Source organism: Vibrio sp. QJM3NY_26 (assembly GCF_057786005.1).
The window spans coordinates 3020969-3041015 of record NZ_CM173515.1 but is presented as its reverse complement, the minus strand read 5'-3'; the positions used below and the strand labels follow the sequence as shown (position 1 = coordinate 3041015).

20 protein-coding genes are annotated in these 20047 nt (G+C 43.3%); 13 read left to right on the top strand and 7 right to left on the bottom strand.

Annotated features, from left to right (window positions below):
• Nucleotides 1-194: 194 nt before the first annotated feature.
• From mlaF to AC3CH4_RS13445, 8 genes are all read left to right on the top strand, one after another.
• Nucleotides 195-989, top strand: a complete 795-nt coding sequence (mlaF, locus tag AC3CH4_RS13480) for a phospholipid ABC transporter ATP-binding protein MlaF (RefSeq protein WP_372326615.1) — start codon at nucleotides 195-197, stop codon at nucleotides 987-989.
• A gap of 1 nt (nucleotide 990) precedes the next feature.
• Nucleotides 991-1770 (top strand): lipid asymmetry maintenance ABC transporter permease subunit MlaE, encoded by a 780-nt coding sequence (gene mlaE / locus AC3CH4_RS13475; RefSeq protein WP_004735312.1) that lies wholly within the window; start codon nucleotides 991-993, stop codon nucleotides 1768-1770.
• A 2-nt stretch (nucleotides 1771-1772) separates the two neighbouring features.
• Nucleotides 1773-2264 (top strand): outer membrane lipid asymmetry maintenance protein MlaD, encoded by a 492-nt coding sequence (gene mlaD / locus AC3CH4_RS13470; RefSeq protein ID WP_054548285.1) that lies wholly within the window; start codon nucleotides 1773-1775, stop codon nucleotides 2262-2264.
• Nucleotides 2265-2316: 52 nt separating this feature from the next.
• The gene (locus AC3CH4_RS13465) at nucleotides 2317-2946 is read left to right on the top strand and encodes an MlaC/ttg2D family ABC transporter substrate-binding protein (RefSeq protein ID WP_237291209.1); all 630 of its coding nucleotides are present in this window, start codon (nucleotides 2317-2319) and stop codon (nucleotides 2944-2946) included.
• Nucleotides 2946-3254, top strand: coding sequence for an STAS domain-containing protein (locus AC3CH4_RS13460; RefSeq protein WP_428779760.1), 309 nt, complete (start codon nucleotides 2946-2948; stop codon nucleotides 3252-3254). The genes AC3CH4_RS13465 and AC3CH4_RS13460 overlap by 1 nt, the downstream gene beginning before the upstream one ends.
• A gap of 13 nt (nucleotides 3255-3267) precedes the next feature.
• Nucleotides 3268-3522: a BolA family iron metabolism protein IbaG gene (gene ibaG / locus AC3CH4_RS13455; RefSeq protein ID WP_004735316.1), complete on the top strand. Its 255-nt coding sequence runs from the start codon at nucleotides 3268-3270 to the stop codon at nucleotides 3520-3522.
• A gap of 8 nt (nucleotides 3523-3530) precedes the next feature.
• Nucleotides 3531-4796 carry a UDP-N-acetylglucosamine 1-carboxyvinyltransferase gene (gene murA, locus AC3CH4_RS13450; RefSeq protein WP_004735317.1) on the top strand — a complete coding sequence of 422 codons (1266 nt, stop codon included), beginning with the start codon at nucleotides 3531-3533 and terminating at the stop codon, nucleotides 4794-4796.
• A gap of 150 nt (nucleotides 4797-4946) precedes the next feature.
• Nucleotides 4947-5672, top strand: coding sequence for a 1-acylglycerol-3-phosphate O-acyltransferase (locus tag AC3CH4_RS13445; RefSeq protein ID WP_004735318.1), 726 nt, complete (start codon nucleotides 4947-4949; stop codon nucleotides 5670-5672).
• 124 nt (nucleotides 5673-5796) lie between these two features.
• Here AC3CH4_RS13445 and AC3CH4_RS13440 read toward each other — a convergent pair whose 3' ends face one another.
• The 5 genes from AC3CH4_RS13440 to arcA form a co-directional block, all read right to left on the bottom strand.
• Entirely contained in the window at nucleotides 5797-6186 is a 390-nt protein-coding gene (locus tag AC3CH4_RS13440; protein WP_004735319.1) for a RidA family protein, read from the bottom strand.
• A gap of 135 nt (nucleotides 6187-6321) precedes the next feature.
• Nucleotides 6322-6783, bottom strand: coding sequence for an aspartate carbamoyltransferase regulatory subunit (gene pyrI / locus AC3CH4_RS13435; RefSeq protein WP_004735320.1), 462 nt, complete (start codon nucleotides 6781-6783; stop codon nucleotides 6322-6324).
• A 12-nt stretch (nucleotides 6784-6795) separates the two neighbouring features.
• Nucleotides 6796-7725 (bottom strand): aspartate carbamoyltransferase, encoded by a 930-nt coding sequence (gene pyrB, locus AC3CH4_RS13430; RefSeq protein WP_004735321.1) that lies wholly within the window; start codon nucleotides 7723-7725, stop codon nucleotides 6796-6798.
• A gap of 287 nt (nucleotides 7726-8012) precedes the next feature.
• Entirely contained in the window at nucleotides 8013-9017 is a 1005-nt protein-coding gene (locus tag AC3CH4_RS13425) for an ornithine carbamoyltransferase (RefSeq protein ID WP_054548287.1), read from the bottom strand.
• Between the two features lie 156 nt (nucleotides 9018-9173).
• Nucleotides 9174-10394 (bottom strand): arginine deiminase, encoded by a 1221-nt coding sequence (gene arcA, locus AC3CH4_RS13420; RefSeq protein ID WP_017110564.1) that lies wholly within the window; start codon nucleotides 10392-10394, stop codon nucleotides 9174-9176.
• A 577-nt stretch (nucleotides 10395-10971) separates the two neighbouring features.
• On the opposite strand from arcA, the gene rraB reads away from it, so the two are divergent.
• Together rraB and AC3CH4_RS13410 are read left to right on the top strand one after the other, a co-directional pair.
• Nucleotides 10972-11388 carry a ribonuclease E inhibitor RraB gene (rraB, locus tag AC3CH4_RS13415; RefSeq protein ID WP_004735324.1) on the top strand — a complete coding sequence of 139 codons (417 nt, stop codon included), beginning with the start codon at nucleotides 10972-10974 and terminating at the stop codon, nucleotides 11386-11388.
• A gap of 125 nt (nucleotides 11389-11513) precedes the next feature.
• Nucleotides 11514-12311: a glycosyl hydrolase 2 galactose-binding domain-containing protein gene (locus AC3CH4_RS13410; RefSeq protein ID WP_102553807.1), complete on the top strand. Its 798-nt coding sequence runs from the start codon at nucleotides 11514-11516 to the stop codon at nucleotides 12309-12311.
• Nucleotides 12312-12397: 86 nt separating this feature from the next.
• On the opposite strand, the gene AC3CH4_RS13405 is transcribed toward AC3CH4_RS13410, so the two are convergent.
• Nucleotides 12398-13303: a bifunctional helix-turn-helix transcriptional regulator/GNAT family N-acetyltransferase gene (locus AC3CH4_RS13405; protein ID WP_017073423.1), complete on the bottom strand. Its 906-nt coding sequence runs from the start codon at nucleotides 13301-13303 to the stop codon at nucleotides 12398-12400.
• Between the two features lie 239 nt (nucleotides 13304-13542).
• Here AC3CH4_RS13405 and AC3CH4_RS13400 point away from each other — a divergent pair, with 239 nt between their 5' ends.
• The 3 genes from AC3CH4_RS13400 to AC3CH4_RS13390 all read left to right on the top strand — a co-directional run bounded on the left by AC3CH4_RS13400 (nucleotide 13543) and on the right by AC3CH4_RS13390 (nucleotide 17104).
• On the top strand, nucleotides 13543-14715 hold the full coding sequence (locus tag AC3CH4_RS13400; protein ID WP_488543049.1) for a YjgN family protein: 1173 nt from the start codon (nucleotides 13543-13545) through the stop codon (nucleotides 14713-14715).
• Entirely contained in the window at nucleotides 14716-15717 is a 1002-nt protein-coding gene (locus AC3CH4_RS13395) for a M48 family metallopeptidase (protein ID WP_488543048.1), read from the top strand. It abuts the gene before it with no gap.
• Nucleotides 15718-15863: 146 nt separating this feature from the next.
• Nucleotides 15864-17104, top strand: a protein-coding gene (locus AC3CH4_RS13390) for an IS3 family transposase (protein WP_479304477.1) whose coding sequence is annotated in 2 segments (ribosomal slippage) — nucleotides 15864-16236 and nucleotides 16236-17104 — 1242 coding nt in all. Because the reading frame shifts where the segments join, the coding sequence is not laid out codon by codon here.
• Nucleotides 17105-17148: 44 nt separating this feature from the next.
• Here AC3CH4_RS13390 and AC3CH4_RS13385 read toward each other — a convergent pair.
• On the bottom strand, nucleotides 17149-20037 hold the full coding sequence (locus tag AC3CH4_RS13385; RefSeq protein ID WP_488543047.1) for a valine--tRNA ligase: 2889 nt from the start codon (nucleotides 20035-20037) through the stop codon (nucleotides 17149-17151).
• Between the last annotated feature and the right edge of the window lie 10 nt (nucleotides 20038-20047).

The window sequence follows — 20047 nt, the reverse complement described above, 5'->3', positions numbered from 1 at the left end:
AAGTCACTCGGCAAATTAATTACCAGTTAGCAGGCAAGAAAGAGAGCTCAATAGATAATTTTCTAATGCTTTCAAATCCCTGCATAGATTCCTGTTTAATATGAATTAATTGAACAGTGCTTTTAATTCTAAAGTAGACTCATTATTATTGCAGCCATAATTGGCGTATTTTAAAGCAAGGAAACAACAAAAATATGTTGAACACTGAGCTTGTTAAAGTTAAGAACCTCAGCTTCTCACGCGGTGAGCGCGTTATCTTTGATGACATCAGTTTAGAGGTGCCTCAAGGCAAAATAACCGCAATCATGGGCCCGTCAGGGATCGGTAAAACGACCTTGCTGCGTTTGATTGGCGGACAATTACCGCCAGATGAGGGCGAAATTTGGTTTGATGGCGACAATATCCCTGCATTATCACGTCGTAAGCTATATCAAGCCCGCAAGAAAATGAGCATGCTTTTCCAATCGGGTGCACTTTTTACTGATCTTAATGTCTTTGATAATGTGGCGTTTCCGCTGCGAGAGCACACTGAACTTAACGAAAAATTCATTCGTACCATCGTGTTACTTAAGCTTGAAGCTGTAGGGTTACGAGGTGCAGCGCAATTGATGCCGAGTGAATTGTCTGGTGGGATGGCGAGACGTGCTGCGTTGGCTCGTGCGATCGCATTGGATCCTGAACTTATCATGTACGATGAGCCGTTTGTTGGCCAAGACCCGATCACCATGGGCGTCTTGGTTGAGCTGATCCGTAATCTCAATCAAGCTTTGGGCTTAACCTCTATTGTCGTTTCTCATGATGTGCCTGAGGTGATGAGTATTGCCGATTGGGTTTATCTGATGGCTGATGGAAAAATCATTGCTGCTGGTACACCTGATGAGTTGTACAACAACAGCGATCCGAGAGTGCAGCAATTCTTGCAAGGTGACGCGGATGGCCCTGTGCCGTTTAGATTTCCTGCGAAGAGCTTAAAAGAGGATTTGTTTTAATATGATTGTTAAAGCTATTGCGGGTGTCGGTAAGCGAACACTTGCGATCTGTGAGTCATTTGGTCGAGCAAGCCTGATGTTATTCGGGGCTTTGTTTGGCATCCCGAGACTAAAGAATTTTCCTTTATTCGTTAAACAACTTTATAGCGTTGGTGTTCAGTCATTAGCTATCATTTTAGTTTCGGGTTTGTTTATTGGCATGGTGCTCAGCCTGCAAGGCTATGTCGTGTTAATCGACTACGGTGCTGAAGGTAACCTTGGTCAAATGGTCGCGCTTTCACTGTTACGTGAGTTGGGCCCAGTGGTGACTGCGTTATTGTTTGCAGGCCGCGCAGGTTCAGCATTAACGGCTGAGATCGGCTTAATGAAAGCAACCGAACAGATCTCTAGCCTTGAGATGATGGCCGTCGATCCTCTTAAACGCATTATTGCGCCACGCCTTTGGGCCGGGCTTATTTCAATGCCACTGCTCGCGATGATCTTTATGGCGGTCGGGATTTGGGGTGCTCAACTGGTTGGTGTCGATTGGAAGGGCATTGACCACGGTAGTTTCTGGTCTGCGATGCAGTCTTCCGTTGAGCTAGGCCGAGATATTGGTAACAGCACGATCAAATGTATGGTCTTTGCTATCACAGTAACTTGGATCGCACTTTTTAATGGTTATGATGCGGTACCGACCTCAGAAGGTATTAGTCAGGCAACCACACGCACTGTAGTGCACTCTTCTCTAGCGGTATTAGGGCTAGATTTTGTTCTTACCGCATTGATGTTTGGGAATTAATCATGCAACAAACTCGAAAATTAGAATTATGGGTCGGCACCTTTGTTATTGTCGGAATTTGCGCAATCTTAATCATGATCTTTCAAGTCGCTGACGTAAAAGGCTTAGGTTCGAACCATACTTACAATCTAAAAGCGACCTTTGACAACATTGGTAGCTTAAAAGTTCGTTCTCCAGTGAAGGTGGGTGGCGTCGTTGTCGGTCGAGTTAAAAGTATTGAGCTTGATACCGAGAGTTACCTTCCTGTCGTTGAATTATCTATTGATGCGAAGTACTCACAATTTCCAGATACCTCTAGTGCTCAAATCTTAACTTCTGGCTTAATCGGTGAGCAGTACATCAGTCTGGTTCCTGGCTTCATTTTTGATGATGAAGAGATGTTGGTTGATGGTGATTCTATTGAAGACACCAAGTCAGCATTAGTACTAGAAGATTTGATTGGCCAAGTGCTGTATAGCGTTGGTGGCTCTGATGACAGCGAAGTTAAGGAATAAGATGATGTTGAAAACTATTAGTCACTTCAAAGTTATCGGTTACTTGAAATCAATGTTTATGGTAGCAATGGCTTCACTTATTTCTGCTCAAGTTTTTGCTGCAGAATCGATTGATCGCACTCAGCCTTATCAGATGATGACGCAAGTTGCTGAAGTGGCATTTGATCGTTTAAAGAGTGAGCAAGAGAATATCCAGCAAGATCCTGAGTTATTGAAGGTCATTGTGGAAGATGAATTGATGCCTTATGTGAACGCGCAATATGCGGCACTTAAGTTGTTAGGACCTAACCTAAAAGGGGCGGACAGAAAAGACGTACGTGTATTTATCGATGCGTTCCGTAAATACCTCGTTTCTTCTTACGCTCAAGTACTGACTCAGTACTCGGATCAGACGATTGAATTTGGTCCAGAACCAAAAATCAAAGCAGATAGCCGTATTACCAGTATTAAGGTTAGTATCATAGATACGCCGCGACCAAACATTAAGCTTGAATTTAAGCTACGCAAAGACAAGAAGTCAGGCGAGTGGAAGGCGTTTGATATGGTTGCTGAAGGTATTAGCCTGTTATCGAGCAAGCAATCAGAGTGGAATACTAAAATTCGTCAAGAAGGCATTTTACAAGTTGCCGATGAGTTAGAGAAACTTGCAGCACAACCGATTCGTTTTGAGAGTAATAAATAATGAGCCACTCTCAATGGCAAGCACTAAGCTCTAAAGAGTATCAGCTGCTCGGTGACATAGACCGAGACAGTGTCCCTGCAATCTGGCGTATATTGGAAAAGTGGCAAACGATGGAATCGAGTGTTGAAATTGACCTTAGCCATATAAATCGAGTCGATTCAGCAGGAATGGTGATGCTAATTCACTTATTAGAGCATGCAAAAAATCAAAACTGTCATATAATGCTCAGTTTCGTGCCAGAACAATTACGAACGTTGTTCCAATTGAGCAATATCCAGCCAATGATGGCAGAACACATAAAAAATTAGGCAGGAGCTATTTGTGGACAGCACAAAAGTACAAGAATTATTAGCAGCGGCACTGAACCTTCAGGAGATTTTCGTGAAGGGTGAAGGCAGTCATTACGAAGTTGTTGCGGTTGATGCATGTTTTGACGGCATGAATCGAGTTAAGAAGCAGCAACTAATCTACGGCCCACTAATGGAATACATTCAACGCAATGACATCCATGCTCTTTCTATTAAGGCTTTCACGCCAGAAGAGTGGGAACGTGATAAGAAACTGATGTCACTTTAAGGTTTATGATGGAAAAGTTTCGAGTTATTGGATCGGATAAGCCGTTAAGCGGTGAAGTGACGATCTCAGGCGCAAAAAATGCAGCGCTACCTATTTTATTCGCCTCAATCCTTGCTGAAGAGCCGGTTGAAGTGAGTAATGTTCCTCACCTACGTGACATCGATACTACGATGGAACTACTTAAGCGTTTAGGCGCAAAAGTATCACGTAACGGTAGTGTTCATGTTGATGGCAGCGAGATTAATGAATTTTGTGCGCCTTATGATTTAGTAAAAACAATGCGTGCTTCTATTTGGGCTTTAGGTCCTCTAGTCGCTCGTTTTGGTGAAGGTCAAGTGTCACTTCCTGGTGGTTGTGCAATTGGCGCTCGACCTGTTGATTTACATATCCATGGCCTAGAGCAACTAGGTGCGACCATTAAGTTGGAAGATGGTTATGTAAAAGCAAGTGTTGACGGCCGTTTGAAAGGCGCGCACATCGTGATGGATAAAGTAAGTGTGGGTGCCACCATTACTATCATGTGTGCAGCAACGCTAGCGGAAGGTACAACTGTATTAGATAACTCAGCGCGTGAGCCTGAGATTGTTGATACGGCTGATTTCCTAAACAAACTAGGTGCTAAGATTTCTGGCGCAGGTACAGACACGATTACTATCGAAGGCGTTGAACGTCTTGGTGGTGGTCATCACTCTGTGGTTGCTGACCGTATCGAAACGGGTACGTTCCTTGTTGCTGCTGCTGTTTCTGGCGGTAAAGTGGTTTGTCGCAACACCAACGCTCATCTTCTTGAAGCTGCATTAGCGAAGCTTGAAGAAGCGGGTGCGAAGGTTGAAACGGGCGAAGACTGGATCAGCCTTGATATGACAGATCGTGAGCTGAAAGCGGTGAAAATCGTAACAGCACCTCACCCAGGTTTCCCAACCGACATGCAAGCACAGTTTACTCTGCTCAACATGATGGCGAAGGGCAGTGGTGTTATCACTGAGACTATCTTTGAAAACCGATTTATGCACATTCCTGAGTTACAGCGAATGGGTGCAAAAGCAGAAATCGAAGGCAACACGGCTATCTGTGGTGAAACTGAGAAGTTAAGCGGCGCTCAAGTAATGGCAACGGATCTTCGTGCATCTGCGAGTCTAGTTATTGCTGGCTGTATTGCCCAAGGCGAAACTATCGTTGACCGTATTTATCACATCGATCGTGGCTACGATAAGATTGAAGATAAACTTTCAGCTTTAGGCGCAAACATTACACGATTTAGCGAGTCGAACTAACTTAGGTTAGTGGATTCATGAATCAGTAAGATGAAAACATAAAAGTCGGAACCTTGGTTTCGGCTTTTTTATAGTTGTATTTACCGCAAGTGAATCTATTGCCTATTTTGTGTGAATAGATGAATCAACTTGGCGGTTGTGAGGAGCAAAATGATAGCAATATTACGTATTTTCGCAGTGGCGATATTTGCGATTCTTATGTTTGTATTTGGTTGTGGCTATTGTCTATTAAGCCCGCGTAACCCGAAACACGTATTTACCTTCGGCCGTTATTTCGGTCGCATGTCGAAAATCTTTGGCATGAAGTTAGAGCTTCGCATCCCGGAAGATGCTTACTCTCGTGGCCAACATGTTTATGTTGCAAACCACCAAAACAGCTGGGATCTATTTACGATTTCATCAGCGGTAACACCTAAAGTTGTGACAGTAGGTAAGAAAAGCCTAGCGTGGATGCCTCTTTTTGGTCAGTTGTACTGGTTGACGGGTAATATCCTAATTGACCGAGCTAACCGCAGCAAAGCGGTAGGTACGATCGATCAAGTGGTTACTAGTCTAAAAGAGAGTGATGTTTCGGTTTGGATGTTCCCTGAGGGGACTCGTTCTCGTGGTCGTGGTTTGTTGCCATTCAAAACGGGTGCTTTCCATGCTGCAATTGGCGCTGGCTTACCTATTATCCCTATCGTGTGTAGCTCAACTGGTGGCGTGAAGCTGAACCGTTGGAACAATGGTCATGTGATTGTGGAAATGCTACCACCAATCAGCACTGAAGATTACGATAAGTCTAATGTTCGTCAACTGGCTAACTTAGCCCGTGAGCAGATGGCTGCTAAGCTTGAAGAGTTAGACAAAGAAGTGGTTGAGCTTAATAAGAAGTAATCATCTAAGTGAAACGATGAACAATAAAAAAGGTTGCCAATTGGGCAACCTTTTTTGTATCTGATAAACGTTCAGCGTTATGCCAACTTGTTTACTAGAAACTGTTTATTCTATAGGTAAAAACCTATTTGCGAACCGCAATAGCTTCGATCTCGATACCTACATCTTTTGGTAGACGAGCTACTTCAACACATGAACGTGCAGGGTAGTTTGCAACACCGTGCTCATCAAAGAACTTACCGTAAACTTCGTTTACTGTGCCGAAGTCGTTTAGGTCTTTAACGAATACCGTTAGTTTTACGATGTCTTTTACAGTCAGGCCAGAAGCTTCAACAACCGCTTGAACGTTGTCTAGAGATTGGCGAGCTTGCTCTGCGATATCAGCAGATACTTCACCAGTTGCTGGGTTTACTGGGATTTGACCAGAAGTCAGAACCATATTGCCAAGGTCAACACCTTGTACGTATGGGCCGATTGCAGCTGGAGCAGATTCTGTGTGAAGTACTTTAGTCATTGGTTATTCCGTCAGTTATTGGATAAAAAGCAATTTTTAGTGTGCCTTCAAACTCAGGATAGGTAAAGCGCAAAATACCCCGCATAGGCGAGGTATTGAATAGTTTTTGCGTTCGATCGGCGTTGCCGTATGACGTTATCTTTCTGTCACGATCTCACGAGAGAATACTTTTTCGCAGTACTTACACTTCAATCGAATATCTTCTTTCTTTTCAAAGATCTTAAAGCTGCTTTCTACGGGCTCATTGTGAGTAATACAGTTGGTGTTTGGACACTCAAACACATCGTTGATTTGCTCAGGAAGTTCTAGTGGTAGCTTCTTAACCACTTCGTAATCTTCGATTTGGTTTACCGTTGCGTGAGGTGCGTAAAGTGCTAACTTGCTCGCCTGTTCTTCCGTGATAAAAACATTCTCTATCTTGAGTAAGTCTTTGCCGCCTAGAGCAGAAGATGGCAGGTTTAGGCCAATCGTTACGCGCTGATTTGAGTTATGCATGTCGAACAGTTTGAGTACCTTGATCCCGATGTTGGCTGGGATATGGTCGATAACCGTTCCGTTCTTGATTGCTTCAACTTTTAATTGAGTCTCTTTAGACATGATATCTCTCCTCTACAGCGTTTCGTTAAGAACAAGGGCTAGCAGTGCTTCGCGTGCGTAAACACCGTTCTCTGCTTGCTGGAAGTAGTAAGCGTAAGGTGTTTTATCGACATCGACAGTAATTTCATCAACACGAGGAAGAGGGTGAAGAACCTTTAGGTTATCACGTGCATTTTCCAGCATTGGAGCCGTCAGGATGTACGCTGATTTGATGTGCGCGTATTCCGATTCATCGAAGCGCTCTTTTTGAACTCGAGTCATGTACAAGACATCAAGCTCTGGAATGACATCTTCCATGTCTGTCAGCAGTTGATACTTGATACCCGCCTCATCAAGTTCTTCGCAAATGTAGTCTGGCATCGCCAGTGCTTCAGGTGCCACGAAGTAGAAACAGATGTTATCGAACTTCGCTAGCGCTTGAGTCAACGAGTGAACCGTACGGCCGTACTTAAGGTCACCAACGAATGCAACGTTGAGGTTGTCTAGGCGGCCTTGTGTCTCAGCGATAGAGAATAGGTCTAATAGCGTTTGTGTTGGGTGTTGGTTTGCGCCGTCACCTGCGTTAATAACCGGTACACCGTTAGAAAACTCAGAAGCCAGACGCGCAGCACCTTCTTGAGGATGACGCATTACGTAAGCATCAACGTATGAAGAGATAACCTGTACCGAGTCCGCTAGCGTTTCGCCTTTCTTCGCCAGTGAAGTGTTACCACCACTGTCGAAACCAATCACATCACCACCGATGCGTTGAATAGCCGTTTCAAAAGAGAGACGAGTTCGCGTTGAAGGTTCGAAGAAGCAGCTGGCAACAACTTTGTTCTTGATGAGTTCTGGGTTTGGTTCAGCCTTTAGCTGACCTGCCGTTTGAACAATTAATTCTAGCTCTTCACGAGAAAGCTCTGGAATTGAGATGATGTGCTTTTGATAGAGCGAATTCGCCATGATCTTCTTCCCCACAATAATGTATTGGCCATAAAAAAGCCCCCCATAATGGGAGGCTTTAAAAAAATGCTGAAAAGCAGAATAGACGGCCTGGCAAGCATGATAGCTTGCGAGCAATATTTGGTGTTTTCACAATTTTATTATGTGTTTTCACAATATCATTATGTTTTATCACAACATTGCTTGGCGTCATTTTCACTACTCTCAGACAAATTGCCGAGAATTATACGCTTTCAATTTGTGAGCGCAAGCGATTACATCAAGCTTTTGTTTACTTTCAATATTCGTTATTGGCCCAGTGTTGCAACCATTACCGCTTTGATGGTGTGCATGCGATTCTCTGCTTCATCAAATACAATTGAGTAATCCGATTCAAAGACTTCGTCAGTGACTTCTAAGCCGTTCATTCCATATTTGTCTGCAACTTGCTGGCCGATCACGGTTTCATTGTTGTGGAAAGCGGGCAGGCAATGCATGAATTTCACTTGAGGGTTACCTGTGAGCTTAATGACATCCATATTCACTTGGTAAGGTGTCATTACAGCCACACGTTCGTCCCAAGCTTCTGGCGCTTCACCCATAGAAACCCAAACATCGGTGTAAAGGAAATCACAGCCTTTCACGCCTTCGGCAACGTCTTCTGTTAGTGTGATTTTTGCACCTGTAGTTTGTGCAATAGCTTGGCACTCTTCGACAAGGTGCTCTTCTGGCCAGAACGCTTTAGGCGCGACAAGGCGAATATCCATGCCCATTTTTGCTGCACCTACTAGCAGAGAATTACCCATGTTGTTACGTGCATCGCCTAGGTAAGCAAAACTGATTTGATGCAGATGTTTACCGCGACCATGCTCAAGCATAGTGAGGAAATCAGCCAAGATCTGAGTAGGGTGGAACTCATCGGTTAAGCCATTCCAAACCGGTACACCGGCATAAGCGCCTAAGTCTTCGACAATGCTTTGGCCAAACCCTCGGTATTCAATGCCATCGTACATGCGACCTAATACACGCGCCGTATCTTTCATTGATTCTTTCTGACCAATCTGAGAACCAGAAGGGCCTAAATAAGAGACTTGAGCCCCTTGATCAAAAGCAGCTACCTCAAAGGCACATCGAGTTCGAGTGGATGCTTTTTCAAAGATCAAAGCGATGTTTTTACCGTTAAGCTTTTTCTGCTCTGTACCTGCATACTTAGCTTTTTTAAGGTCGGCAGATAGGTCGAGTAAAAACTGAATCTCTTTAGGAGTAAAGTCGAGAAGTTTTAGAAAGTTACGATTGCGAAGATTAAAGGCCATCTCTCGCTCCTTGCGTATATAGAATCAATGAAGAACTCAGTTAAACATAAAAATGCTATATTTGTGAATATTTATTTTATTAATTTGATAAAAAAGGCCAGTACAATGGTACTGGCCTAGATAAGTTAGCGTGTTCGCTTTATCGAGTTTTGTGGCTTAGATACCGTCTCTTTCGATAGGACAACTCATACAGCGAGCGCCACCTCGGCCACGACCTAGCTCATTGCCCGGAATCGTCAGAACTTCGATACCTGCTTTGTCGTATTTCTCATTGGTGTAAACATTACGCTCATAACCGATAACCGTACCCGGTTTCACCGTCAGTACGTTGTTAGCGTCATTCCACTGTTCACGTTCAGCTTCGTAGTTATCACCACCGGTTGTGATGATCTTCAGTTGATCGAGGTCCAGTGCGCCTTCAATCGCTGTTAGGTAGTTTTCAGCTTTCTCTACTCGCATTTCGCCATTTTCTTTCGGCGTTAAGCGCCAAGTATCTAGGTCTTTACGAACGATCTCTGGATAGACTGAGAATGTGTCGATATCCATGTGCGTCATTACTGTATCAAGATGCATACAAGAGCGGTGCTTTGGTAAATCAATCGCAATCACTTCGGTTGCTTGACCGGATTTGAATAAACTAGCGGCTAGGTTTTCAACACCTTGTGGCTTAGTACGCTCTGAAATACCGATAAGCACGGCACCTTTACCGATAACCAGAACATCTCCACCTTCAATATTCGCATTGTCATAGTGAAGATCTTCATCACCGAAGTGCTTAATGAAATCTTGGCCTGCGAATACAGGGTGCCAGCGGTAAATTGCTCGCAAGTGATTCGTTTCTCGTTGACGAGCAGGCATCATCATTGGGTTAAGAGAGACACCTCCATAAACCCAACAAGAAGTATCGCGGGTAAATAGATGGTTGGGTAGTGGCTCAATAACGAAATCAAGTGGGCGGTGCATCTTCGGTAGCATTGAAGAAGATTTAATAGGAAGTTCAGAGTAGGCTAAGCCACCCAGTAGGATCGTGGCTAAGTGCTCGTTGTCCATTTGAGCAAGGTATTCTCTTAAATCACGTGCGAATGTAGGGCCGTAACGGAAGTCTGAGATTTGAGTCGTCAGTAGCCACTCACGAGCTTGAGCTACAGCGAGTGTCTCAACCAGTAGGTCATGCAGTAATAACACTTCAACGTCTTGGTTACGAAGTGTCGTCGCAAAGGCATCGTGTTCTTCACCTGCGGCTTCTACTGCAAGTACATCATCAAAGAGTAACTCATGACAGTTAGAAGGGGTGAGGTGGGTGAGTGCCCTTTCAGGTCGATTTAGGAGAACTCGTCTTAATTGACCGACTTCGGAGCCAACGTACAGCTTACTCATTTTGCATCCTTACTATTAATCCAGCGTCTATTTATGACAAGCTTGTTCGTAATATGCAAGTTTTGAAAATTGTGTAAAGGTTGTGTTATTTCTCAATTGTTGGTTTTTAATGCTGATTAATTAAAAATTAGTGATATTAAAATCCAATTGAAAGACTCAATGCTAGAACAAACTTTTTGCAGTTCTATGCTCAAATTTCAGTAACTCGATAATCCATTTTGCTTGGTGAACATGATTTTTCATTCAAAATTTATGCAATTATCCATTCTAAAATGAGATCTTATGCACCAATGAAGTGATCGTCAGTATGCATTTGATATGACTAACCACTCAGTTTTAGAGAAGTAAGGCGAAAAGTAACAATAAAAATGAAATGCTAAAACACACGTTAGTTAATAATATGTTGAAAATTTGTTTCTGTGATTTTGATTTCACTTTTTAATTGATATCCCCTCTGTTATCTAGCGATAAACTTACTCTTCTATACCTGATCTAGGTGGCTTTTCTAGGCGATCCATGCCATATTTCGTGGCAATCAAATTTGATCTTTTCATAGTCAACACTCTGGAGCAGACACATGTCTCACGAAGATGAATATCTATCAGTAGCGGAATTAATTGAATTTCAAAAAGGAGAGACTCGCGACATCATTGAAGCACTAATCGAAGATGGTAGCGATCCTGAAGCTCTATACGATATCGAGCATCACCTTTTTGCTGAAGATTTCGCAGTACTTGAGAAAGCCGTTGTTGAAGCATTCAAAATGGGCTTTGAAGTGCTTGAAGCTGAAGAGACAGAAGACGAAGATGGCAACAAGCTACTTTGTTGTGATGCAACGATGCAGTGTACTCTGAATGCAGAAGCGATTGATGAGCAAGTTGAGAAGCTTGTAAATCTTGCAGAGAAGTTTGACATTATCTACGACGGTTGGGGCACTTACTACGAAGGTGAAGATGCTATCTACCCAGACGAAGATGATGAAGACGAAGAGTAATTTCTTCCCAGTTTTAAAGAATGCCAGCCTTGAGCTGGCATTTTTTTATCCTCAGAAAAATAAATGTCTTTATATGCATTCATTCATTATAATGCGGTCAAAATTGATCTAGCTCAAGGAATGCTATGCGATTACCTCTCGATGGTCTTTGGCAAATATCGCCACTGACGGACCTCTCTATTCCACAAGATGACATTACCTTTCCGGCTCCGTTAAGTTCAAAGCTTCCTGATAGCTTGAGTGAAAGCGAAATCGCAGAGCAAGAATGGCACCTGATGCATGACATCGAAGTGGATGATGCGATGTTGGCGTGCCCGTTTGTTGAGTTAGTGATGGCAGGTGTTGATTACTTTGCTGAAGTTCGACTCAATGGTGTGGCTGTGTTTGACTGTGATGGTAGCGAAGCCGAATATCGCAAAGACATCCGCCCTTATATGCAGCTTGGTCGAAATCGTTTTGAGATCCTTTTCCTTGAAGAAGAGGAGAGCTTATTGCTTGAAGAGGATATGGATGAGTCAGTCTCTTCACCGGCTTTCGCTAAATCGGATTCTCGTATCGGAATCTGGCAAGCGCCATATCTGCAGTTCGTTCGTCACGTCAAGCTTGAGCAAGTTGTCACAGAGCAGATCTGGCACCACGGTGGTGGCTGTGAGTTTAAAGTGGATGTTATTTATCAGACACTAAAAGCAGGGCTAGTCTCTGCATCAATCAAATTCAACGGTATGACACTAGTCATGCCAATCGATGTGCGCGCGGAACATACTGGTGTTGTGTTTCAAGTTGAGGCCCCGATCCTTTTTGATCTTGATAACCCCAACCCTAAGCATTTATATCAATTAGAAGTTGAGCTCGATGGGCAAAAAGAGAGCTCTTTTGTTGCTTTGAATCCAGCCTCTTGTGTGAGTAACTTTTTACGTAACTAGCGGTGATTCAATTATCTAGTTACGTAATTAACCTGTTTGTTTCTCGCTTGATTAACTTCCAACGCTAACCCCATTTTTAAAACACATCATAGCGTTTTGGCCATGACAACCTCACAAGCATCATGGCCTGTTTCTCCCCAGGCTGAATCAAGGTGTTCAAAGCCCAATTTTTCGTAAAGTTTAACGGCAGCATTAAGACATTCGGTTGTTTCTAAATACATATGTTGATAACCCAGTTCCTTAGCTTTCTCCATCGACATATTAACCAACTTTTTCGCTAAGCCTTTGCCTCTGGTTTCTGGCAAGAAGTACATTTTTTGCAGTTCACAGACTTCTGGCATCGCTGCTAATGGTGCAAACCCTCCACCACCGACAACCTTTCCATCAAGTTCAATTACCCAATACCGAGATCTTTCATTGTTATAAACGCTGAACATGTCTTCTAAGGTGGGGTCAGCCACACCATAACCTTTATCTTCGGTTAGCCCGTTTTCATAAGAGACTTGGCGAATCACATTGGCCACTACGGTGTTGTCCTGTTGCTGTAGAGGGCGAACTACTACATCGATTGAAGCGTGGCTTTGTTGCAGTGCTTTAAGGTAGTGCTCGATTCCCCCCGAAACTTGTTGAGTTTCTGCTTCCGTTAAACGCTCAAGTACCGAGTCATAAAACTGATTCTGCTGACTGTGAAGTTTGGCAAGAGTGTTTATCCCTTGTTCTGTTACTGAAGCAACAACACTGCGCTTATCGTTGGGGTGTGGGGAGGTTTGAATTAACGAGTTCTTCGCTAGATTGTTGACTGCTCTACTGGCGTTGGATTTATCAATATTGAGCTTATCCGCTAATTGATTCACGGTTAATGGCTGCTGCTCTAGTTCGATAAGTGTATGAGCTTGAATCGGAGGTAGGGCAATATCACCACAATCTTTGTCTAGCATTCCAAGTTGTCGAACGAGTTGACGTGATAATTCTCTAAGTTGTGCTGAAGTCATGCTGCCTCTCAATATGGTTGCGATGTACAACTATAATTTAATTGCGCACCGCAACCATGTCAACAGGATTATTGTAAGTAGGGGGAATAAATTAGAGTTCAAAGGGTTAGTGTTGATAGTTTGCTCTCTTTTTATATTAATTATCAATTGATCAGAATGATGTGTTTCTATATTTTTACGTTGTTGATGTGCACGTAGATGTACATGGTTGTTTTTAAAACGTCAAATGGAATAGAGAAATGGAAACAAAACAGTTAGAAACTAGGGTGAATTTTAAGGGAAAGGGTAACGAATATTTTGGTATTTGGATCGTTAATATTCTTTTATCCGTCATCACATTGGGTATTTACTCGGCTTGGGCGAAAGTTCGAAATAAACGTTACTTTTATGGGAATACATTTATTGGTAGTGATAGCTTTGAATATCATGGTAAACCTATGCAAATATTGAAAGGGCGAATCATTGCGTTGATTTGTGTAGTCGCTTGGGGAGTCAGTAATCAGTTTGCCCCTCAGGTGGCATTGGTTTTATTACTGGTTTTTTTTGCATTGTTACCATTGTTATCTCGCAGCAATGCTCGTTTTGATTCTGCAATGACAAGCTTTCGAAATGTTCACTTCTCTTTCCATGGTACTGTTTCCGGAGCCTACTGGGCAATTCTTGGGCGCGGTCTTGTTGTGGGTGTCGGCGTATTTACGGCAATCATGGCAATAATATTTACTATGCAAATGAACATGATTGCTGGTGGCATCGCCATTTTAATATCCATACCTTCTTATGTTTATTTACAATCCTGGCTACTTGCCGGTATCGCCAATTATTTTTCTAATGGTTATCGCTATGGCGATCGTCAGTTTAAAGCTGATTACCAAGATGGCTTTTATTTCAAAGTATACTTCATCAGTATGATTGCATGGCTGGTTGCCTCTATTGTTGCCGTTTTGGCTTTATTCAGTGCCGTTGGCTTCAACATGGTCAGCAACCCTGAGTCGTTATCCGAAATCGCTAACAACGGAAGTTTGACTTCAATGATGGTTGCTTACTACTTTGTTTTCATTGTTATGAGTATTGCGATTGCTGCTTACATTCAAGTAAAAATTAGAAATTACACGTTCTCTGAATTAGTGCTTGAAGGAAAAGAAAATGAGGCCGATTCAACGTTAAATTTTGCTTCGACATTAACGATAAAAAGCTACATGCTTTTAGTATTAACTAACTTTCTGCTTCAAGTGATTACCCTCGGGTTAGCTAGACCATGGGTGATGGTAAGAACGATGAACTACTTGTCGGAGAATTCGTATGTTCAAGGCGACTTAGATTTATTAATAGCAAACGACCAACCGTCTGATGTGAAATCGGCTATTTCTGATGAGATAGCTCAAGCGTTTAATGTTGATCTTGGTATTGGCTAAATGATCTCTGGTGTTGCACACCCGCCTCGTAGTTCTGAACGCTGCGAGGCCATTTTAGATATATCTCACCCTGATAAATTGCTCCTGAGTGTGGATGGTTCTATTGTTTCTGCATATTTCGAACGTGTTGAAATTATGCGAGGCGTTGGATCCGCTCCAACAAAGCTCAAATTCCCAGATGGATGGCAATTTATCACGGAGGCAAGTGATGAATTGGACGCCTATTTGAGAGACAGAGGTAAACATAATTTCTTAGGTAAATTAGAGAAGAACATCACGGCTATCTTAGTTAGTAGTGTTGTTCTTGTGTTACTTACCATTTCTATGTTTACTCATGGGGTTCCGTGGTTAACTCATAAAATAGTCACTTATTTGCCTGATTCGGTGCCTCAACTCGTTGAAAGACAAGTTCTAAAATCTTTGGATGAACAGCTTTTTGATAACTCGACTATTCCTATTGAGGAACAAGCTCGCATTCGCCAGCGCTTTGACTCCCATCTGAAAGATATAGAGATTTATGATGGAGTGCAGCTCGAGTTTCGTTCTTCAAAACTCGGAGCGAATGCTTTTGCGCTCAGTGGTGGGACAGTTATTGTTTTGGATGACCTCGTTCGCTTAACTAAAACGGATAGGCAGTTAGACAGCATTCTATTGCATGAATTAGGGCATATTCAGCATCAGCATGTCATGAGAGTATTAGTTCGATCGAGTTTGCTCTCGATGACCGTGGCGCTATTGACGGGTGAAAGTTCTGGTGTGATCGACAATCTCGCGGGGTTAGGAGTATTTGTTGCTAATAACGGACAATCTCAAGAAGCAGAGCGTGAAGCGGATGTTTTTGCTTCTGATGCCATGATGAAGCTACATGGTTCTAATCAAGCGATGATTGAGATGTTTGAATTGCTTGGAAAGAGTTCTGATGGACATGCTGAACTACCCACATGGCTCAGCTCTCACCCTGAATTAGGTGAACGAATTGAGTCATTAAGAGCTGCACATTAGTACCTCGTTAAGGTATATACAATTGAGTACTTTACTCAGACGATGCGTAAAGAATTACAGATAGCAAAAAGGGCAGATACTCATCTGCCCTTTTTATTTTTTAAAGTGTCCCGTCCTGAAATGTGTTTACACATTGAGGACTAATGATGACCATTCCAAATAAACACTACGTTAAGCGCACTCAGCGTGATTACACACTAGGCTTTAAATTACAGGTTGTAGACGCTATCGAAAAAGGCGACATGACCTATAAACAAGCCCAATCAATTTACGGCATACAAGGTCGTTCGACCGTTCTTACTTGGTTAAGAAAGCATGGGAAATTGGATTGGACAAACAATCCAAGGAAGAGCGCGATGCCTAAATTACCGAGAGCGAATGAAACGCCTGTCCAAAAAATAAAACGACTAGAACAAGAGCTTGAAGATGAACGCCTCAGATGCCTTCTTCTCAATAGGGTTGTTGATATTCTTGATGCTGAGCACGGGATGTCGCTAAGAAAAAAGTATATAGCGAAGGAGCAAGAAGCCTTCAAAAAGAGAAGAAAGTAAGCTTAAGTAAAGCTTGCTCATTGCTCAATATATCTCGTCAGTGTGTCTATCAGAGAGAAAAGCGTGAGACCACTCGTCAGGCTGAGCTTGCTCCTGTGAAAGGAATGGTGCTTGAACTAAGGCGGTTTATGCCTCGGTTGGGAGCTCGTAAGCTCTATTTCTTACTAAAGCCTAAGTTGATAGCTAAGGGAATAAAACTTGGCCGTGATGCTTTGTTTAATTACCTCAGGGAAGAGCGCCTACTCGTTAAGCCGAAACGAAGTTATACCAAAACAACGAACAGCAGGCACTGGATGAAAAAACATCCGAACTTGCTAAAAGAAGTCGTTCCGTCAAAACCAGAAGAAGTTCTGGTGAGCGACATTACTTATGTTCAGTCAAATGAGGGCGTTCACTACTTGTCATTGGTTACCGATGCCTTCAGCCGTAAAATCATGGGGTATGAAGTCAGCAATGAAATGAAAGCGAGCGATGTTGTGAAGGCTTTAGATATGACGGTAAAAACTCGATGTTATTGTCATGCGACAATCCATCACTCAGATAGAGGGCTTCAGTATTGCTCAAACCTCTATCAAGAGAAACTTAAAAAGTATGGCATAACACCATCAATGACAGATGGTTATGACTGTTACCAAAACGCTTTAGCTGAGCGGGTCAATGGTATCCTCAAGCAAGAGTTCTTGCTTACTCAATGCAAAGATCTTCGCGAGTTGAAAACACTTGTTGAAGAGTCGATTTATACGTACAACGAAATGAGGCCACATCTCAGCCTAGGTATGAATACGCCAAATAAGATGCATGAAAAAAGCCAGCAACTTGCGTTACTGGCTTACTAAAATCGTCAACGTATTTTAGGACGAGACAAAGACTACAGCATGAATTACAAAGCAGCGATAGTCGCTTTTTGCTCTTCAAGCTTAACAAGAGTCTCTTGGTAACCTTCAAGCTTTTCACGCTCTTTCGCGATAACCGCCTCTGGTGCTTTAGCAACAAAACCTTCGTTACCTAGCTTACCTTCGATACGTTTAATCTCACCTTGAGTCTTTGCGCTTTCTTTGTTTAGACGAGCAAGTTCAGCATCTTTGTCGATAATGCCAGCCATTGGCACCATTAGCTCGGATTTGCCAACGAGTTTCGTTGCGCACGCTGGCGTTGCTTCACCGTCTGCAAGCACTTTAAGTACATCAAGTTTTGCTAGAGAGTTTAGAACAATCTTGTTTGCTTCGATACGAGCAGCGTCTTTTTCATCGGCTACTTTGATCATTACTTCTAAGCCTTGGCTTGGTGCAATGTCGTATTCCGCACGTAGGTTACGAATAGCAGTGATGAAAGTCTTAACCCATTCGATGTCGTCAACGATCTCAGCATTGAAGTTAGCTTCATTAAACTGAGGAAGCGCTTGAGTCATGATAGTTCTTTCTTCTGCATCAGGGCCTTCAACGCCGTCGATCAGCGGAATAACGCTCTGCCAGATAGATTCAGTGATGTAAGGAAGAACAGGGTGAGCAAGACGTAGTGTCTTCTCAAGAACCGTGATCAACGTGTAACGAGTCGCTTGTTGTTGAGCTTCAGTACCCTTCCAAAGAACAGGTTTAGTTAGCTCTAGGTACCAGTCACAGAATTGGTTCCAGATGAATTCGTAAAGCGTGTTTGCTGCCATGTCTAGACGGTAGTTGTCTAGATGAGCGTTAAACTCTTTCGCTGCAACTTCAAACTGAGATTCAATCCACTTGTCTGCTAGAGAGAATTCCATGTTTGCACGGTCTTCAACAGACAGTGACATGCCACAATCGTGCTCTTCTGTGTTCATCAGTACGTAACGGCTTGCGTTCCATAGCTTGTTACAGAAGTTACGGTAACCTTCAAGACGCTTCATGTCCCAGTTGATGTCACGGCCAGTTGAAGCCATAGCAGCAAGAGTGAAACGCAGTGCATCAGTACCGTATGGTTCGATACCATCTTCGAAAGTCTTACGTGTTGCTTTTTCGATCTTAGCAGCCAGTTTAGGTTGCATCATGTTGCCACAACGCTTTTCTACTAGCTCTTCAAGGCCGATGCCGTCAATCATATCGATTGGGTCAAGTACGTTACCTTTCGACTTAGACATCTTGTCGCCGTTTTCATCACGGATAAGGCCCGTCATGTAAACTGTTTTGAAAGGTACTTGAGCCTTGCCATCTTCGTCTTTCACGAAGTGCATAGTCATCATGATCATACGAGCAACCCAGAAGAAGATAATATCAAAACCAGATACTAGTACTTCTGATGGGTGGAATGTTTTCATTGCTTCAGTATCTTCAGGCCAGCCTTGTGTGCCGAACGTCCAAAGTGCAGAAGAGAACCATGTATCAAGAACGTCGTTGTCTTGCTTAAGAACAATTACCGGTGAAAGGTTGTTCTTTTCACGAACTTCTTCTTCAGTGCGACCTACGTAAACTTTACCATCGTTGTCGTACCATGCTGGGATACGGTGACCCCACCAAAGTTGACGAGAGATACACCAGTCTTGCACGTCACGCATCCACGCGAAGTACATGTTTTCGTACTGCTTAGGTACGAATTGGATCTCACCATCTTCAACGGCTTTAACAGCAGGAGCAGCAAGAGGTGCTGTACGCACATACCATTGGTCAGTCAGCATTGGTTCGATAACCACACCACCACGGTCACCGTAAGGAACGGTTAGATCGTGATCTTTGATCTCTTCAAGTAGGCCTAGTTCATCAAATTCCGCAACCGTTGCACGACGAGCAGCAAAGCGCTCCATACCTTGGTATTTAGCTGGAAGCTCTGTTGAGTACACATCGCTTTCTTCACCGTTAGTTGTGAAGATTTCAGCCGCATCACGGATATCACCGTTGAACGTTAGGATGTTGATCATTGGTAGGCTATGGCGCTTGCCCACTTCGTAATCGTTAAAGTCATGAGCTGGCGTGATTTTCACACAACCCGTTCCTTTATCCATGTCAGCGTGCTCATCACCTACGATAGGGATAAGACGATTTACGATAGGAAGCAGGATTTCTTTACCGATAAGATCTTTGTAGCGAGGATCTTCTGGGTTAACCGCAACGCCGGTATCACCAAGCATGGTTTCAGGACGTGTAGTAGCAACGACGATGTAGTCTTTGCCGTCAGCCGTTTTAACACCGTTCGCTAATGGGTAGCGGAAGTGCCACATGAAACCTTTTTTGTCTTTGTTTTCAACTTCAAGATCAGAAATAGCAGTGTGCAGTTTAGGATCCCAGTTTACTAGACGCTTACCACGGTAGATTAGGTCTTCTTCGTATAGACGAACAAACACTTCTTGAGTCGCAGCCGATAGGCCGTCATCCATAGTGAATCGCTCACGCTCCCAATCTACAGAAGCACCAAGACGACGAAGTTGTTGAGTGATCGTGCCACCTGATTCGCCTTTCCATTCCCAGATCTTGTCGATGAAAGCTTCACGGCCGTAGTCGTGTTTTGTTTTGCCTTCTTCAGCGGCGATCTTACGCTCAACAACCATTTGAGTGGCGATACCAGCGTGGTCAGTACCCACTTGCCAAAGAGTATTTTTGCCTTTCATACGTTGAGCACGGATAAGCGTATCCATGATCGTATCTTGGAACGCGTGACCCATGTGTAGGCTGCCAGTGACGTTCGGTGGCGGGATCATGATGCTGTAAGCTTCTTTTGATGTGTCACCGTGTGGCTTAAAGTAGCCTTTCTCTTCCCAAGTCTTATACAGAGCTTGTTCGATTGATGTTGGGTTGTATGTCTTTTCCATAGTGCTCTTA

Coding starts and splice junctions, on each gene's coding strand:
- AC3CH4_RS13460 (WP_428779760.1), top strand. CDS start 2,946: ATGAGCCACTCTCAATGGCAAGCACTAAGCTCTAAAGAGTATCAGCTG.
- mlaD (WP_054548285.1), top strand. CDS start 1,773: ATGCAACAAACTCGAAAATTAGAATTATGGGTCGGCACCTTTGTTATT.
- mlaF (WP_372326615.1), top strand. CDS start 195: ATGTTGAACACTGAGCTTGTTAAAGTTAAGAACCTCAGCTTCTCACGC.
- AC3CH4_RS13410 (WP_102553807.1), top strand. CDS start 11,514: ATGCGATTACCTCTCGATGGTCTTTGGCAAATATCGCCACTGACGGAC.
- AC3CH4_RS13445 (WP_004735318.1), top strand. CDS start 4,947: ATGATAGCAATATTACGTATTTTCGCAGTGGCGATATTTGCGATTCTT.
- AC3CH4_RS13385 (WP_488543047.1), bottom strand. CDS start 20,037: ATGGAAAAGACATACAACCCAACATCAATCGAACAAGCTCTGTATAAG.
- AC3CH4_RS13405 (WP_017073423.1), bottom strand. CDS start 13,303: ATGACTTCAGCACAACTTAGAGAATTATCACGTCAACTCGTTCGACAA.
- pyrB (WP_004735321.1), bottom strand. CDS start 7,725: ATGGCGAATTCGCTCTATCAAAAGCACATCATCTCAATTCCAGAGCTT.
- pyrI (WP_004735320.1), bottom strand. CDS start 6,783: ATGTCTAAAGAGACTCAATTAAAAGTTGAAGCAATCAAGAACGGAACG.
- arcA (WP_017110564.1), bottom strand. CDS start 10,394: ATGAGTAAGCTGTACGTTGGCTCCGAAGTCGGTCAATTAAGACGAGTT.
- AC3CH4_RS13400 (WP_488543049.1), top strand. CDS start 13,543: ATGGAAACAAAACAGTTAGAAACTAGGGTGAATTTTAAGGGAAAGGGT.
- mlaE (WP_004735312.1), top strand. CDS start 991: ATGATTGTTAAAGCTATTGCGGGTGTCGGTAAGCGAACACTTGCGATC.
- murA (WP_004735317.1), top strand. CDS start 3,531: ATGGAAAAGTTTCGAGTTATTGGATCGGATAAGCCGTTAAGCGGTGAA.
- AC3CH4_RS13465 (WP_237291209.1), top strand. CDS start 2,317: ATGTTTATGGTAGCAATGGCTTCACTTATTTCTGCTCAAGTTTTTGCT.
- rraB (WP_004735324.1), top strand. CDS start 10,972: ATGTCTCACGAAGATGAATATCTATCAGTAGCGGAATTAATTGAATTT.
- AC3CH4_RS13425 (WP_054548287.1), bottom strand. CDS start 9,017: ATGGCCTTTAATCTTCGCAATCGTAACTTTCTAAAACTTCTCGACTTT.
- AC3CH4_RS13440 (WP_004735319.1), bottom strand. CDS start 6,186: ATGACTAAAGTACTTCACACAGAATCTGCTCCAGCTGCAATCGGCCCA.
- AC3CH4_RS13395 (WP_488543048.1), top strand. CDS start 14,716: ATGATCTCTGGTGTTGCACACCCGCCTCGTAGTTCTGAACGCTGCGAG.